Here is a 14,990-nt window from a genome sequence, read left to right on the forward strand (position 1 = left end):
CGCGGCGCCCGGCCGCTCTCGGCCATGATCTCCCGATGGTCCTCCGGCTCGATCCCCGCTTCCCCCTCCTCTGGCGCTCCGCGACCGCGATGCAGATCGGGCTCGACCACCCGCAGGTGGTGCTCGAGGGCGTCGGCTACGCCGAGGAGCTGCTGCTGCACGCCCTGCGGATCGGGACGAGCGCGGGCACGGCGCGGCTGATCGCGACGCGCGCCGGCGCCTCGGACGCGCGCGTGGACGAGCTGCTCGCGGAGCTGCGTCCCGTGCTCGTGCGCAGGATCGATCCGGGCCCGCCGCCGGCCCCGAGGGTCGTCGTCGAGGGCGTCGGCTCGGCGGCGGACACCCTGCGCGGCCTGCTCCGCGGCGAGGGCTGCGAGCTCGTCGGCGACGACGCGCTGCCGGAGCTCGCGGTGCTCGTCGCGGACTTCGCGGTCGCCCCGGCGCGCGCCGCGCACTGGCTCTCGAGCGATGTCCCGCACCTGTCGGTGGTCTTCGGTGACGAGGCCGTGCGCATCGGCCCGCTCGTCGAGCCCGGCGCCGGACCCTGCCTGCACTGCGACTACCGCGACCGGATCGACCTCGACCCGGACTGGCCGCGGCTGGTGATCCAGGTGCTCGGCGCGACCGCGTCCACCCGCACCGCGCTCTCGAGCGCCGCGATCGCGGTCGCGGCGGCCGACGCCGCGCTCCGGCGCCTGCACGCCGGCTGGACCGGGCTCCGCGCGGTCGTCCGCACCTACTCCGACGCCTCCGGCGCGTTCAGCGAGCGCCGGCTGGAGCCGCACCGCGAGTGCGCGTGCCGATCTCTGCGAGGAAGCGCGACGGCTCCCGCCGCGTGACCCGGCCGACGGTCGACTGCGACCAGGAGAGCCGCAGGCGCTGCCGCGCGCGGGTGATGCCGACGTAGAGCAGCCGGCGCTCCTCGTCGATCGCCTCGAGGCCGCTCGCGTAGGAGATCGGCAGCAGGCCCTCGGTCAGCCCCATCAGGTGCACCGACTCCCACTCGAGACCCTTGGCGGAGTGGAAGGTGGCCAGCGTGACGGCCGCGCGGTCCGGCTCGTGGTGCACCTGCTGGCGGGCGAGGAGGTCGTCGGTGAACTGCTTGAAGCTCCAGCCGGCGGGCGCCTCGTCGACGAGCCGGGCGAGCGTGTCCAGCGACTCCCAGCGCTCGCGCACGGCACCCGGCGCCGACGGCGGCTCGGCGCTCCAGCCGAGCGAGCGCAGGACATCGCTGACCGACTTGAACAGCGGCTCGCCGGAGATGGAGACCGACGCCGCGCGCAGCTGCATCACCGCCTGCTTCACCTCGGGCAGGTCGAAGAAGCGCTTGCCGCCGCGCAGGTGCGCCGCGACGCCGCGCTCGTGCAGCGCGCGCTCGAGGATCGCCGACTGCGAGTTGGTGCGGAAGAGGATGGCAATGGCGGAGGGGCGCACGCCCGCCTCGATGTCGGCGGCGACGCGGGCCGCCACTCCCCTGGCCTCCGCGACGTCGTCGGGGTAGGCGTCGATCGCGGGCTCAGGGCTCTCCACTGCGGCCGGGGCGCTCGCGACCGAGTGCAGCACCAGCGCGCCGGGCCGGCCGCGCATCAGCCGGTTCGCGGTCTGCACGATCGGCGGTGCCGAGCGGTAGTTCTCCTCGAGCCGGACGACCGTCGCGGCCGGCCAGCGCGAGCCGAAGTCGAGCAGGTAGTCGGCGCGGGCGCCGGCGAAGGAGTAGATGGTCTGGCTCGCGTCGCCGACCACGCAGAGGTCGCTGCGGTCGCCGAGCCAGAGCTCGAGCAGCCGCTGCTGGAGCGGGTTGACGTCCTGGTACTCGTCGACGACGAAGAAGCGGTACTGCTCCCGCACCTGCATCGCCATCGCCGGCTCGGACTCGAGCATGCCCGCGGTGACGAGGAGGACGTCCTCGAAGTCGATCTGGCGGCGCTGGTCCTTCAGCCCCTCGTACTCGTCGACCATCGCGACGGTCTGCTCGAGGGTCAGCCGGCCCGGCAGAGCCCGGGTCCGCGCGGCGACGGCGTACTGCTCGAGCGAGAGGGCGGACACCTTCCGCCACTCGATCTCGGCCGAGAGGTCGCGCAGGGTCGCGGTGTCCAGCTTCAGCCGGAGGCGCTCCGCCGCGTGGCCGAGCAGCCGCGCCTTGCCGTCGAGCAGCTGCGGCATCGTGCCGCCGACGAGCTGCGGCCAGAAGAAGCCGAGCTGCGAGAGCGCGGCGGCGTGGAACGTCCGGGCCATGACGCCGCCCGCCCCCAGCACGCGCAGCCGGGAGCGCAGCTCGGCGGCCGAGCGGCTGGTGAAGGTGAGCGCCATCACGCGGGCCGGCGTGTACACGCCGGTCGCGACGCCGTGCGCGATCCGGTGGGTGATGGTCCGCGTCTTGCCGGTGCCGGCGCCGGCCAGCACGCAGACCGGGCCGAGCAGCGCCTCCGCCGCCTCGCGCTGACCCTCGTCGAGTCCGTCGAGCAGGGTCACGCGACGATGGGGCCGTTCTCGAGCGCTCCCCCGTACCAGTCCTCGATCATCGCGCGGGCGATCGACGAGCGGCCGGGCAGCAGCACCGACTCGAGCGAGTCGTGCAGCTGCTGGCGGGTGAACCAGCGCAGGGCGACGATCTCCTCGCCGTCCGGGAGGAGGTCGGCGGGGGCCTGGTCGTCGGCGAGGCGCGCGGTGAAGCCGATCATCAGCGAGGCGGGGAACGGCCAGGGCTGCGAGCCGAGGTACTGCGGGTCGACGACGCGCATCCCGGACTCCTCGAAGATCTCGCGGACGACGGCCGCCTCGAGCGACTCCCCCGGCTCGACGAAGCCGGCCAGCAGCGAGAAGCGGCCGGTGCCCCACATCGCGTTCGAGCCGAGCAGCAGGCGGTCGTCGGCGTCGAGGACGCAGACGATGATCGCCGGGTCGGTGCGCGGGAAGACCTGGCTGCCGTCGGCGGGCGAGCGGCGGACCCAGCCGCCCTGCTCGATCACGGTGGCCTCGCCGTTGCGCGGCGAGAAGCCGTGCGAGGCGTGCCAGTTGACCATCGCGAGCGCCTCGGTGAAGAGGCCGGCGTCGCGGTCGCTGAGGTGCTCGGCGAGGGTGCGCAGGGCGCCCCAGGCGGAGTCGTCAGGCTCGAGGGCGCTCGCCTGCTCGTCCGTGAGCACGGCGGCGACGACGGGGGTGCCCGCGGGCTCGCCCTCGGCGTCGACGGTGGTGCGGCCGAGGTAGAGGCGGAGGGCGCCGGCCGGCACATCAGCCGCGGGGCGCAGGGCGAGGCGCTCGCCGTCGACCAGTGCGCGGTCGCCGCGCAGGAGGACGACCCGGGTCGCCGCATCGGCGTCGAGCTCGTCGAAGAGCTCGGGGCGCGCGCGGGCGAGGTAGTCCCGGTCGACCGCCTGACGGGCGAGCGGGAGGCGATCGGAGAAGGACGGGATCATGCGGGCTCATTTCGAAGCGGTGCCGGGGGGACGGCCGGTGCGGGGCCGAGGAGATGGCGGGCCGGGCGGCGGCCGGGAGGAGTGCGGCCCCTCGACGGCATCGGCTGGTCAGCGCGTGGCGACCGGCCGGTCGGGCGCCCGGCGACCTACCCTGGTGAGCATGGCCAGATCCCATCTCACTCTAGCCGCGCTGGCCACTTCGGCCGTCGAGGGCCTCGACGTCCGGACCGCGCGCGCATTCACGCACTCCACGCACGGGGACTTCGACTCCGCTCTGCTGACCACGCGCGACGGCGCCCGCCTGGTGGTGCGCGTGCCGACGTCGCCGCTGGCCGAGCAGGAGCAGCTCGGCGACCTCGTCGCCCTGCGCGCGCTGACCGCCGGCATCCGCAGCCGCCTGCCGTTCGATCTGCAGGAGAGCATCGGGCAGACGCCGTTCGACGGCACCCGCGGCGTCGTCTACGAGTACCTCGAGGGCGACCGCGTGCTGATCGACGACGTCGAGGCCTCCAGCGGACTCGCGGACTCGGTCGGGCGCGCGATCGGGGCGATCCACTCGCTGCCCGCGTCGTTCGTCCAGGAGGCGGGGCTGCCCGTCGCCTCGGCCCGCGACAGCGTCAACGAGTCGGTGGCCGTCATCGAGCGCGCCGCAGACACGGGCCACGTGCCCGCCGCGCTCGTCGCGCGCTGGGAGTCGGCCTCCTCCGACGAGGCGCTCTGGCAGTTCGACCCGACGGTCGTGAACGGCTCGATGACCTCCGACTCCTTCCTCCGCTCCGGCGACACCGTCAGTGCCGTGCTCGGCTGGGCGGCGCTGCGGGTGGGCGACCCGGCCCGCGATCTGCACTGGCTGCTCAGCGCCCCGGGGGCCGGCACGGCGTTCGCCGCGTACTCGCGGATGCGCGCCGGCGCGGTCGACCGCACGATCCGCCAGCGCGCCCAGCTCTACGCCGAGCTCGAGCTCGCGCGCTGGCTGCTGCACGGCACCGAGACCGAGGACTCGGCGATCGTCGACGACGCGGTCGGGATGCTCGACCTCCTCGTCGACAGCGTCCTCGGCGACCTGTCCGCGCCGCTGTCCACCGACACCGGACCGGTGCTCGAGGTCTCCGAGGTCGAGGAGCTGCTGAACCGCACGCCCGGCGCGCGGACCGGCTCCTCCGCTCACGGCCGCGGGCTCGCCCCCGTCGCCGAGGAGAGCGACTCCGAGAGCTCGCGCTCCGAGTAGAAGCGCTCGGGTCGCAGCACGAGGTCGTCGGCGACGAAGTAGAACACCGCGTCGACGCTCTCGAGCGGCACGCCCTTCCAGCGCGAGTAGGCGAGCCGGTACAGCGCGAGCTGGAACTGCTTGAGCTCGAGATCGGCCGCGTCCTTCGGGGCGCGGCCGGTCTTCCAGTCCACGATCTGGAAGCCCTCGTCCGTCCGGTAGACCGCGTCGAGCTTGCAGACGACGACGTGCCCGGCCAGCTGGAGGTGGATCTCGATCTCGACCGCCTCCGGCCGGCGGTCGGCCCACTCCGAGTGCTCGAAGGTGTCGATCAGCCGGGCCAGCTGCTCGCCCTCGGCGCTCTCCGCTGCCGCCCCGCCGTCGTCGAGCTCGTCGGGGAAGGTGTCGACCGCCTCCGCCTCGCCCTGGATGCCGAAGCGGTTCTCGACCCAGGAGTGGAAGGTCGTGCCGAGCCGGGTCTGCCGGTACGGGCGCTCGGGCATCGGCCGCCGCAGCTGCGCGACGACCTCGGCCGGCGTGCTGACGATGTCCTTGAACCGCGAGGCCGGGATGCGGGTCGGCAGGCCGACGCGCTCGCCGCCCGCGAGGCGCACGGCGCGCTCGGCGAGCAGCAGGCGGATGTCCGCGCCCCGGGCGCCCAGCAGCGCGGGCTCGGCGATGCGGACCCGCTCGGCCGCCGCGCGCACCCGGTCGCCGCGGGCGCCGAGCGGGTCGTGCGGCCAGTGGAAGGTGCGCGGCGCCTGCTCGAGCGGGTTCTCGAGGTTCGAGGGCTCGACCGGCAGCTCCGGCAGGGTTCTCGCCTCGGCGAGGTCGCGGAGGAAGACCCCCGGCCCGCGCGGCTTCGCCTGCCCCGCCCACCAGGAGCCGCTGAGCAGCAGGTGGTGGCGGGCCCGAGTGACGGCGACGTAGGCGAGCCGGCGCTCCTCGGACTCGTTGCGCTCGCGCAGGGTGTCGCCGAAGTCGGCGATCGCGTCGACGACCTCCTTCTGCGTCGCGCAGCCGCGCCACGCGAGATCCGGCAGCTCGGCGGCGTCGCCGCGGAAGGCGTAGGGCATCGCGCCTAAGCGCACCCAGCCGCGGAAGCCCTCGACCGGCGTGCCGGGCAGCTCGCCGTCGACCATCCGCGGCACGGCGACCAGGTCCCACTCCAGGCCCTTCGAGCCGTGGATCGTGAGCAGCTGCACGGTGCCGGGCTCCGGGTCCTCGGGCCGGGGGGCGAGGCCGTCGCGCTTGTCCGCCAGCACGAGCCAGCGGAGGAAGCCGCGGAGCGACGAGCCGGTGCCCGCGCCGCGGTCGTCGGTCTGCAGGTAGCCGGACACCGCCTCGCGGAACGCCTCGAGGTTGGCGCGGCCGTCGCTGCGCGACTCGTTGGCCTCCACCTCGATGTCGAGGCCGAGCTCCTGCTCCACCAGGGTGACGAAGTCGAGCAGGTCGAGGCCGGCCCGGGCGCGCAGCCCCGCGAAGAGCGTGCCGGCGTCGTGCAGGCGGAGCAGGCCCTCGTCGCTGAACGAGGACAGGGCGGAGTGGTCGATCCGGCCGTCCTCGCCGGGCCGCCGCGAGGCGATGAAGTCGAGGGCCTCGATGATCGAGCCGCCCTCGCCCTCGGTGACCGAGGCGCGCATCCGCTCGCGCACCTCCTCGGGCAGCAGCCGGTGCGCGTGGTCGCGCGAGGCGAGCCAGGAGGCGAGATCGCGGAGCGCGCGCAGGTCGCGGACGCCGAGGCGCCAGCGCGCGCCGGCCAGGAGGCGGACCAGCTCGCTGCCCGCCGCCGGGTCCTCCACCACGGTCAGCGCGGCGACGAGGTCGGCGATCTCGGGCTGCCGCAGCAGGCCGCCGATGCCGAGGATGTGGTACCGGACGCCGTGCCGCGAGAGCGCGGCGGCGAAGCGGTCCATGTGCGCGCGGACGCGGAAGAGCGCCGCGGCCGACGGCGGCGCCTCCCCGCGCTCGGCGCTCTCGGCGAGGCGGCCGGCGAACCAGCGCGCGACGTCGTCGGCCTCGTCCTCGATCGTCTCGGGGAAGGTGAGCTCGACGGCGTGGTCGGAGGCGCCCGGACCGGCGGCGAGGCGGTCGACCGGCACGGCGCTCCCCGCGGTGAGCGGCGCGACGACGGCGTTCGCGGCCGCGAGCACCCCGTGCCCGTTCCGCCAGCTGGTGGACAGCGAGAAGCGCGCCGCGGAGCCGAAGTCGAGGGCGAAGCGGCCGAGGCCCTCCGCGCTCGCGCCGCGCCAGCCGTAGATCGACTGGTGCGGGTCGCCCACGGCCATCACGCCCTGCTCGGCGAAGAGCCGGGCGAGCAGGCGGGTCTGCAGCACCGAGGTGTCCTGGTACTCGTCGAGCAGCACGACCCGGTAGCGGGCGCGGTGCTCGTCGACGACGCGCGGCACGCGCTCGATGATCCGCAGCGCCAGCGCCACCTGGTCCGAGAACTCGACGAAGCCGCGCTCCGCCTTCGCCTCCTGGAACCGCTCGGCGAGCGCCGTCAGCACCGGCAGCGCGCCGACGGCCTGCAGCGCCTTCTCGAGCTCGCGGTAGAGACCCGAGCCGCTGGAGCCGCGGGGCAGCTCGCCGAGGCGGAGGAAGTCCTCCGCGAAGCCGGCCACCTCGGCCGGGTCGGCGAGGTTGTCGGCCAGGTCGTGGGCGAGCGCGACGGTGAGGTCGGTGAGGCGGTCGATGCTCGCCTCGACCTCGAGGATGCGCAAGTCGGCGGTGTCGGCGACGACGCCGCGCGCGAGGTGCCAGGCGGACGCCTCCGAGAGGACGGTCGCGTCGCCCTCCCGGCCGATCAGCGCTGCGTTGTCGCGGAAGATCGTGTTCGCGAAGGCGTTGTAGGTGGAGACGGTGGCGGCCTCGAACGGATCGGGCTCGGTCTGGCCCTCGCGCAGCGGCAGCAGGCCCGCGGCCCCGAGCTGGTCGATCCGGCGGCCGATCCGCTCGCCGAGCTCGGCGGCGGCCTTGCGGGTGAAGGTGAGGCCGAGCACCTCGGACGGCGCGGCGAGCCCGTTGGCGAGCAGCCAGAGCACGCGGTTGGCCATCGTCTCGGTCTTGCCGCTGCCGGCGCCCGCGACGACGAGGGCCGGGGCGAGCGGCGCCTCGATGACGGCGCGCTGCTCGACGGTGGGCGGGCGCAGGTCGAGGGCCTCCGCGATGGTCAGGGCGTCGATCACGGGCGGGGTCCCTCCTCGGGGGTCGCGGCGGGGTCGGGAGCGGGGTCGGCGACCGGGTCGGGGTCGGCGGCGGGGTCGGGGTCGGCGGCGGGGTCGGGGTCGGCGGCGTCCGGGGAGGAGTCCTCGGGCGCCGCGGTCTCCTCCTCGTCCGTCTCGATCTCGTCGAGCGTCAGCCGTCCGTCCCCCGAGACCTCCGGCACCGCGTGGATCCGGTACCGCAGCGCATCGCCCGGAGAGAAGGGGACCGCGTCGAGCAGCCCCGAGAAGCCCGCCGACGCCATCCCCCGCGCGGCGGCCCGGACCCGCTCGCGCAGCGCCTCGAGCTCCTCCTCGCCGAAGCGGGGCTGGACGACCTCTCGGTAGAGCGACCCGCGGACGCCCTTCGCGACGAAGAGCAGCTTCGCGCCGCCGCCCTCGTCCGCGCCGGCCGCCTCGATCGCGCCGCTGGCGACCGCGAGCTGGTAGCTGCCGAGCTGCGCGTGCTCGGCGATGTCGGCCTGGCGCGGCGTGCTCCGGCCGGTCTTGAGGTCGACGATGACGACGGAGCCGTCCGGCGCGCGCTCGACCCGGTCGATCGAGCCGCGGATCCGGGCGGGCGGCACGTCGATCTCGAACTGCTGCTCACGCCCGAGCACCGCCCCTCCCCCGCGCTCGAAGTCGGCGAGGTAGGCGGCGAGGCCCTCGACCAGGCGCCGGGTCACCCGCAGCTGCCGCTCGCCGAGCCAGGGCGACTCGAAGACCAGCTCGGGCCAGCGCGACTCCAGCTCGGTCCACAGCGCCTCGGGCTCGGTGCTCGCCGCGTTCTCGAGCACCCAGTGCACGAGGGTGCCGACCCCCATCGCCGTGCTCGTGGTCGAGCCCGACACGGCGTCGACGAACCAGTCGAGCGGCGAGCGCTCGAACGCCTCCAGCCGGCTGGGCGAGACCGAGACCGGCCGCTCCGGATCGTCGAGGTCGAAGAGCGGCTCGGTGGTGGAGGGCTCGAGGACGCCGTACCAGGAGGCGGGGTCGGCGCCCGGCACCTCGGCCAGCGTGAGCGCGCGCAGCCCGCGGATCGCGGCCGGCGACTCGGCCGAGTTCGGCGACGTCGCCGTGCGGCGCAGGCCCGCGACCGCGCCGCGCAAGGTCAGCGGCACGGCCGACGCCGCGTCGAGGCGCGGGGCGTCGGGCGGCGTGAGCCGGAAGAAGAGGGACGGCGTCTCGTCCTCGCCCGCGACGGCGCTGAGCACGAGCTGGCGCCGGGCCCGGGAGGCGGCGAGCGCGAACATCCGCAGCTCGTCGTCGAGGGTGGCCTTCCGGCCGTCGAGCGGGAGGTCGCCCTCGCCGCGCGCGTGCCGGATCAGCCCGTCCGGGTCGAGCAGCGAGCCGCGCTGACGCAGGTTGGGCCAGACGCCGTCCTGGAGCCGCGCGACCACGACCACGTCGAACTCGAGACCGACGACGGAGGACGGGGTGCCGATCAGCACCGCGTCCTCGACCGAGCGCGGCGCCAGGGTGTCCTCCGGCACCTCCGCCTCGAGGATCTCGGTGACGAAGCCGATGGCCGAGTGGCCGGGCGCCCGCTCCACGAAGCGCCGCGCCGCGCTGAAGAGCGCGACGACGCCGTCGAGGTTGCGGTTCGCCTCGGCCGCGGTGAGACCGGTGCCGAGCGCCAGCTCGCGCCAGGACGAGGCGACGCGGCTCGACTCCCAGGCCGACCAGAGCAGCTCCTCGATCGAGCCCTGCTCGGCGTGCAGCCGGCGGACCCGGTCGATCGTGACGGCGAGGCGCTCGGCCTGGCGCGCCGGACCGGAGTCGATCGTGGCGAAGCGGCCCGGTGCCTCCAGAGCCTCCACCAGCAGCGGATCGCTCGCGCGGATGCCCCCGCCTGCGAGCTCCTCCGCGCGCAGAGCGAGCCGCAGCCGGCGCAGGCCGAGCCGGTCGACCCCGCCGAACGGACCCAGCAGCAGCTCGGCCGCCAGCTCCGCGTCCAGCGGCCGCTCGCCGACCGCGACGCCGATCAGCACGAGCAGCGACCGGGCTGCGTGGTCGTCGCGCAGGGCGCGGCCGGCCAGCACGGAGCGCGTGGGCACCTCGGCGACGGCGAGCGCCTTCAGCAGCGGCTGCACGGCCGCGCCGGAGCGGACGACGACGGCCATCCGGCGCCACGGCACGTCGTCCCGGAGCCGCCGCTCGCGCAGCAGTCGCGCCACCGTCGCCGCCTCGCGCGCCGCCGTCGGAGCGTGCAGCACCAGCAGCGGGGCGGGCGCCCCCTCCTCGTCGGCGGGGGCCTCGGCGGCGCGCTGCCGACCGGCCGCGGCCGTGCCGATCCGCTGCGTCGCCGCGGAGACGAGCGCGCGCAGGGCCGCCCCGTGCCGGTGCACGCGGCCGAGGACCAGCGTCTCGGCGTCGCGCACGCCGATCGCCGGGCCGAAGCGGCCGAGGGTGTCGGAGGCGGCGCCGCGGTAGGCGCTCGTCGCGACGTCCGGGTCGCCGAACGCGAGCACGGTGACGCCGCGCGCGGCGAGGGCGCGCAGCAGCACGACCGTCGACTCGCTCGCCTCCTGCATGTCGTCGACGACGACGAGGCGGAGCGCCCGGATCCGCTCGCCCCCGCCTCCGTCGCGGATCGTCTCCGCCGCGAAGGCCGCGAACTCGGCGGCGTCGAGCTTCGTCCCCGCCTGCGGGGCCATCCAGTCGACGACGTCGCGGAACTCCTCGAGCACGGCGGCGGCGGCCGACCACTCGCCGCGGTCCGCGTCCACGGCCAGCCGGCGGATCGCGGCGGTGTCGAGGCCGTGCTCGGTGGCCCGCATCCCGAACTCGCGCAGCTCGGTGCGGAAGGTGCGCAACCGCAGCACCTCGGGGCTGAACTCGTCGGGCCAGCGCGGCCCGGTGCCCTCCTCGAGGTGCCCCTCGAGCAGCTCGGAGAGGATGACGTCCTGCTCGCCACCGGTGAGGAGAGTCGGCCGGTCGATCCCGAGCTCCTTGGCGGCGGCGGTCACCGCCTCGAAGGCCAGCGAGGTGGCGGTCCGCGCCAGCGGCCCCCGCGTCGGGACGCCGAGCCGCAGCGCGAGCACGTCGCGCAGTGCCGTCGCGGCCGTGCGGCTGGCGGCGAGCACGGCGATCGACTCCGGCTCGTAGCCGCGCTCGAGCACGCGCTCCGCGACGAGCTCGACGATCGTGCTCGTCTTCCCCGAGCCCGGGGCGCCGAGCACCGCGGCGCTGCGGCCGTCCGGCAGGGCGAGGACGGCGCGCTGCGACGCGTCGAGGACGAGCCCCTCGCCTGCCGAGCCGTCGCGGGCGGGAGCCTCGTCGGAGGCGGGTGCCGGGGTTCGAGGAGCGCTCACGCGACCACGCTAACGAAGACCGCCGACACTGCCGCGCGCCCTCGGGCGGCCCCTCCCGGGCCGGGTCCGCTCAGCGCGAAACCGGCGTCGGCCGCGCCGCGCGGTCCCGTATCCTGACAGCCACGTCCCCTCCCGAAAGGCACTGCTGGTGGAAATCCGTATCGGAATCGTCAACACCCCGCGCGAGCTCAACTTCGAGTCCTCGCTGTCCGTGGCCGAGGTCGAGAAGACGGTGACCACCGCGCTCGAGGCGGGCGCCAAGGTCCTCCGCCTGCGCGACGAGAAGGGCAAGATCTACATCGTCCCCACCGAGACCATCGCCTTCGTCGAGGTCGGCTCCGAGGAGTCGCGCCGCGTCGGCTTCGTCGCCTAGCCCCTCCCGCACGGTCACGTCGTGGAGCTCCTCTTCGTCACGCTCGGCGGGATCCTCCTGGGCCTCGCCGCCCGGTACGGGCTGCCGCACCGGCATCTGCACGGGTCGGTCCTGATCCCGGCGCTCGGCGGCGTCGTCGCCGCCGTCGTCTGGGTCGCACTGACCTGGGCCGGTCTGCCCTGGGACGGCGGACTGATCTGGATCCTCGCGCTCGGCCTCGCCCTGGTCGCGGTCCTCGTGGCCGATGTCGCGCTCGGCCGCAGTCGCACCCGCCGGGACGACGCCGCGCTCGAGGCGATGCTCGCGGGCCGCGTCGCGCCCGACCGCGTCGCTCCCTGAGCGCACCCCACCACCACGCTCAGGCGCGGGAGTCCCGGACTCCCGCGCCTTCGTCGTTCCCGGAGGAGCGACCTCAGGCCGGCAGCGCCTCGACCCGCACCGTCGCGGCGAGCGCCTCGGCCACCGCCGCGCGGATCGGCTCGACGATCGGCAGCACGCCGGCGAACTCCTCGGCCAACCGCTCGGCGGCCGCGCTGAGCGGACCGCCCCCGATGATCACCGCTTCGGCTCCCACCGCCTGCGCCCGCAGCACCGCGGCGTGCAGCTCGCGGAGCAGCCGCTCCGGGTCGTCGAGCTCCTCGGCCGGCGACTCCGTGAGGAAGCAGCCCGCGTAGGCGTCGAGGCCGCCCGACTCCGCGACCAGCGCCCGGAGCACCGGCTCGAGCCGGCCCGTCGTCGTCGCGATGGCGAACCGCCGGCCCTCCGCACTCGCGGCGCGCACCGCCGCCGCGCCGATCCCGACGACCGGCAGGCCCGTGGCCTCGGCCGCTCGGGCGGCACCCGGGTCGCCGAACGCGGCGACGACGATCGCGTCGGGTGCGTGCAGCAGCACGGCGCGTCGAGCCGCGGTCACCACGTGCTCCGCCGCGGCCTCGAGTGCGGCCGGGGTGGTGATGATCGACGGCCCCTCGGCCGCCGTCTCCCCCACGATCTCGACGTCCTCGCCGCGCACCGCGTCGCGGGCGACGGCCACCAGGAGCCGGGTGGTCGCGACCGAGGTGTTCGGATTCACGACGACGATCGTGCGGCGCACGCTCAGTCCTCCGCCATCGGGCGCCCGACGGTCTCGCGCGGGAACTGCACGGCGATCGCGCAGATCGCGAACAGCCCGGCGAGGAGGGCGAACATCCCGCCGACCCCCGAGGCGTCGAGGACGGCGCCGGCGAGGAGGGGGAACAGCCCGCCGGAGAGCGAGCCGAGCGCGAGGATCACCGAGGTGCCGAGACCGCGGATCCGCGTGGGGTACTGCTCCGGGGCGAACAGCCAGATGGTGGTGTTGAGCACGATCACCGAGAAGTTGAAGAGGAAGCCGAAGACGAGCACCAGGGCGACCGTGGTGCCGAGGAAGCCGAAGCCGAGCCCGGCGCCGATCCCGAGCAGGGCCGCGACCGTGAGCGTGAGCTTGCGCGGCAGCCGGCGGGCGGCGAGGGCCGCGACCAGCGCTCCGACCAGGGAGCCCGACTGCATCACGAGGGTATACCAGAGCGCACTGGTGATGTCGAAGCCGCGGGAGGTGAGGATCAGCGGGATGAGCGTGAGCATCGAGATCTGCGCGGCGTAGGACATGCAGACGGCGACGCCCAGGGCGATCGTGGTCCGGCGGTGGCGGCGGCCGAAGAGCTCGGTCCAGCGCGGGGTGACCGCGGCGGTGACGGGCTGATCCGCGGCGCCGCCGAGGTAGTCGACCTCGTTCTCGATCGGACGGTGCAGCCGGCCCTGGGCGAGCCGGTTGATCACGGCGTTCGCCTCGGCGACGCGGCCGCGGGCGGCCAAGTAGCGGGGAGTCTCGGGCAGCGCGCGCCGGTAGACCACGACCGCGAGGGCGGGGATCACCAGGATCCCGAAGAGCCAGCGCCAGCGGTCGTCGCCGGTGAAGACCGAGAAGACGATGACGCCGAAGAGCGGGGCGAGCATGTTGCCGAGACCGGCGGCCGCGACGTTGATCAGGCCCACGGCCGTGCCGCGGTGCTTGGCCGAGAAGAACTCGGCGAGCATGATGACGGCCGTCGCGATCTCGCCGCCGAGACCGAGGCCGACCAGGAAGCGCGCGGCGACCAGGATCTCGTAGCTGGGCGCGAAGGCGCAGAGCAGCGAACCGACCGCGAAGATCATCAGGTTCGCGCCGAGGAGGGTGCGCCGCCCGATCCGGTCCATCACCACGCCGGCGAGGACGCGGCCGAGCGCGACCGCGGTGAAGGTCGCCGTGTTGAGCAGGCCGATCTGCGCGCCGGCGAGCCCCCAGTCGGCGGCGAGGATCGGGCCGGCGACGCCGACCGTGTTCTGCTCGATCGCGTCGAAGAAGACGCCGAAGAGGATCATCGCGACGATGCCCAGGTGCGCGCTCGTCACTCCGATGCGCGAGTAGGCGGCCTCGATGCGGTCGCCCATCGTCGTGGCGGGGGGCGGATTCGTGACGGTGCTCATGGGGCGGGTCCTTCCGGCGGAGTGGCGAGAGAGGCGCTCGGTATACCGAGGCACGTCGATCACGGTAGGTCCGATCCGGCGCCGCGATGTTTCAGGCAGATGAAGACGGCGTTACAAGGGTCGCCAGGTCCGTCCTCCGCCGCCCGCTACCCTTCGAGGACCGGGAACGGGTAGACCGACAGGAGCGCCGATGCCGACGAAGAGTCCCGCGCAGACGATGTCGCAGCGGGTGTACGAGGAGCTGCGCGCGCGGATCCTCGACGGTCGGCTGCCGGCGGGCGAGCCGATCCGCGAGCGCGATCTCGCGACCGAGCTCGCCGTCTCGCGCGTCCCGATCCGCGAGGCCCTGCCCTGGCTCGAGCTGGCCGGGCTGGTCACCGTGCGCCCGCGCAGCACGGCGGTCGTCTCGATCGTCAGGCGGCGCGACGTGGACGAGCTCTACGACATCCGCTCGGCGCTCGAGCCGCTCGTCGCCCGCAAGGCCGCGGAGGCGGTGGCCCGCGGTGCCGACGCCTCGGCCCTGACCGCCGTCGTCGCCGACGCCAGTGCCGCCCTCGCCTCCGGGGATCTCGCGCGCTTCCACTCCGAGAGCGGCCGGATCCACGGCGCGATCGAGGCGATCGCAGGCAACCGGCTCCTGATCACCACGATGCAGCCCCTCGACGAGCGCAGCAACCGCCTCAACATCGCGAACATCCAGGCCGAGCCGGGCGTCCGCCACGACGAGCACGTGCGGCTCGCGGGGGCGATCGCCGCCGGCGACGCCCCGCTCGCCGTCTCCGTCGCCCACGCCCACGTCGAGTGGGGCCGCGCCCGCACGATCGCCACCCTGGCCCACGTCCCCGGCTTCATCGACGACTGACGCAGCGGCCAGAACATGCTGATCGAGTAGCCCGCGAAGCGGGCGTATCGAGATCCACCACCGTCAGCAGTCGGGTCTGCAGACCCGCCCTCCGGCGGACGCGGGTCTCGATACGCCCCTGCGGGGCTACT

General features: G+C 75.0%; 11 protein-coding genes. 5 read left to right on the plus strand and 6 right to left on the minus strand.

The annotated features are described in order from the left end of the window. Positions 1 to 35 precede the first annotated feature (35 nt). Positions 36 to 839 (plus strand): hypothetical protein, encoded by an 804-nt coding sequence (locus tag HQQ86_RS08605; RefSeq protein ID WP_173287728.1) that lies wholly within the window; start codon positions 36 to 38, stop codon positions 837 to 839. Here the strand turns inward: HQQ86_RS08605 and HQQ86_RS08610 are convergent. Both HQQ86_RS08610 and nudC read right to left on the minus strand, forming a co-directional pair. Further along, the gene (locus HQQ86_RS08610) at positions 760 to 2,472 is read right to left on the minus strand and encodes an ATP-dependent helicase (protein ID WP_173287729.1); all 1,713 of its coding nucleotides are present in this window, start codon (positions 2,470 to 2,472) and stop codon (positions 760 to 762) included. The two genes, HQQ86_RS08605 and HQQ86_RS08610, sit on opposite strands and share 80 nt — an antisense overlap. Then, a complete protein-coding gene (nudC, locus tag HQQ86_RS08615) occupies positions 2,469 to 3,416 on the minus strand; it encodes an NAD(+) diphosphatase (protein ID WP_173287730.1) in 948 nt (315 codons plus the stop codon). Before nudC ends, HQQ86_RS08610 begins: the two co-directional genes overlap by 4 nt. 160 nt (positions 3,417 to 3,576) lie before the next feature. On the opposite strand from nudC, the gene HQQ86_RS08620 reads away from it, so the two are divergent. Beyond that, positions 3,577 to 4,644, plus strand: coding sequence for a phosphotransferase (locus HQQ86_RS08620; RefSeq protein ID WP_173287731.1), 1,068 nt, complete (start codon positions 3,577 to 3,579; stop codon positions 4,642 to 4,644). On the opposite strand, the gene HQQ86_RS08625 is transcribed toward HQQ86_RS08620, so the two are convergent. After that, on the minus strand, positions 4,581 to 7,811 hold the full coding sequence (locus tag HQQ86_RS08625) for a UvrD-helicase domain-containing protein (protein ID WP_173287732.1): 3,231 nt from the start codon (positions 7,809 to 7,811) through the stop codon (positions 4,581 to 4,583). The two genes, HQQ86_RS08620 and HQQ86_RS08625, sit on opposite strands and share 64 nt — an antisense overlap. After that, positions 7,808 to 11,140 carry a PD-(D/E)XK nuclease family protein gene (locus tag HQQ86_RS21995; protein WP_367948598.1) on the minus strand — a complete coding sequence of 1,111 codons (3,333 nt, stop codon included), beginning with the start codon at positions 11,138 to 11,140 and terminating at the stop codon, positions 7,808 to 7,810. The genes HQQ86_RS08625 and HQQ86_RS21995 overlap by 4 nt, the downstream gene beginning before the upstream one ends. A gap of 148 nt (positions 11,141 to 11,288) precedes the next feature. On the opposite strand from HQQ86_RS21995, the gene HQQ86_RS08635 reads away from it, so the two are divergent. Together HQQ86_RS08635 and HQQ86_RS08640 are read left to right on the plus strand one after the other, a co-directional pair. Next, on the plus strand, positions 11,289 to 11,513 hold the full coding sequence (locus HQQ86_RS08635) for a DUF3107 domain-containing protein (protein ID WP_123447586.1): 225 nt from the start codon (positions 11,289 to 11,291) through the stop codon (positions 11,511 to 11,513). 21 nt (positions 11,514 to 11,534) lie between these two features. Continuing rightward, on the plus strand, positions 11,535 to 11,852 hold the full coding sequence (locus tag HQQ86_RS08640) for a hypothetical protein (RefSeq protein ID WP_173287733.1): 318 nt from the start codon (positions 11,535 to 11,537) through the stop codon (positions 11,850 to 11,852). Between the two features lie 73 nt (positions 11,853 to 11,925). Here the strand turns inward: HQQ86_RS08640 and HQQ86_RS08645 are convergent, their stop codons facing one another. Together HQQ86_RS08645 and HQQ86_RS08650 are read right to left on the minus strand one after the other, a co-directional pair. After that, the gene (locus HQQ86_RS08645) at positions 11,926 to 12,606 is read right to left on the minus strand and encodes an aspartate/glutamate racemase family protein (protein ID WP_173287734.1); all 681 of its coding nucleotides are present in this window, start codon (positions 12,604 to 12,606) and stop codon (positions 11,926 to 11,928) included. A 2-nt stretch (positions 12,607 to 12,608) separates the two neighbouring features. Then, entirely contained in the window at positions 12,609 to 13,997 is a 1,389-nt protein-coding gene (locus HQQ86_RS08650) for an MFS transporter (RefSeq protein ID WP_254071980.1), read from the minus strand. Between the two features lie 190 nt (positions 13,998 to 14,187). Here HQQ86_RS08650 and HQQ86_RS08655 point away from each other — a divergent pair, with 190 nt between their 5' ends. Then, positions 14,188 to 14,859 (plus strand): GntR family transcriptional regulator, encoded by a 672-nt coding sequence (locus tag HQQ86_RS08655; RefSeq protein WP_173287735.1) that lies wholly within the window; start codon positions 14,188 to 14,190, stop codon positions 14,857 to 14,859. Positions 14,860 to 14,990 lie beyond the last annotated feature (131 nt).

Origin of the sequence: Rathayibacter sp. VKM Ac-2857 (genome assembly GCF_013205025.1) — a bacterium.
In the GTDB taxonomy this organism is placed as follows: Bacteria; Actinomycetota; Actinomycetes; order Actinomycetales; family Microbacteriaceae; genus Rathayibacter.

Coding starts and splice junctions, on each gene's coding strand:
- HQQ86_RS08605 (WP_173287728.1), top strand. CDS start 36: ATGGTCCTCCGGCTCGATCCCCGCTTCCCCCTCCTCTGGCGCTCCGCG.
- nudC (WP_173287730.1), bottom strand. CDS start 3,416: ATGATCCCGTCCTTCTCCGATCGCCTCCCGCTCGCCCGTCAGGCGGTC.
- HQQ86_RS08620 (WP_173287731.1), top strand. CDS start 3,577: ATGGCCAGATCCCATCTCACTCTAGCCGCGCTGGCCACTTCGGCCGTC.
- HQQ86_RS08650 (WP_254071980.1), bottom strand. CDS start 13,997: ATGAGCACCGTCACGAATCCGCCCCCCGCCACGACGATGGGCGACCGC.
- HQQ86_RS08655 (WP_173287735.1), top strand. CDS start 14,188: ATGCCGACGAAGAGTCCCGCGCAGACGATGTCGCAGCGGGTGTACGAG.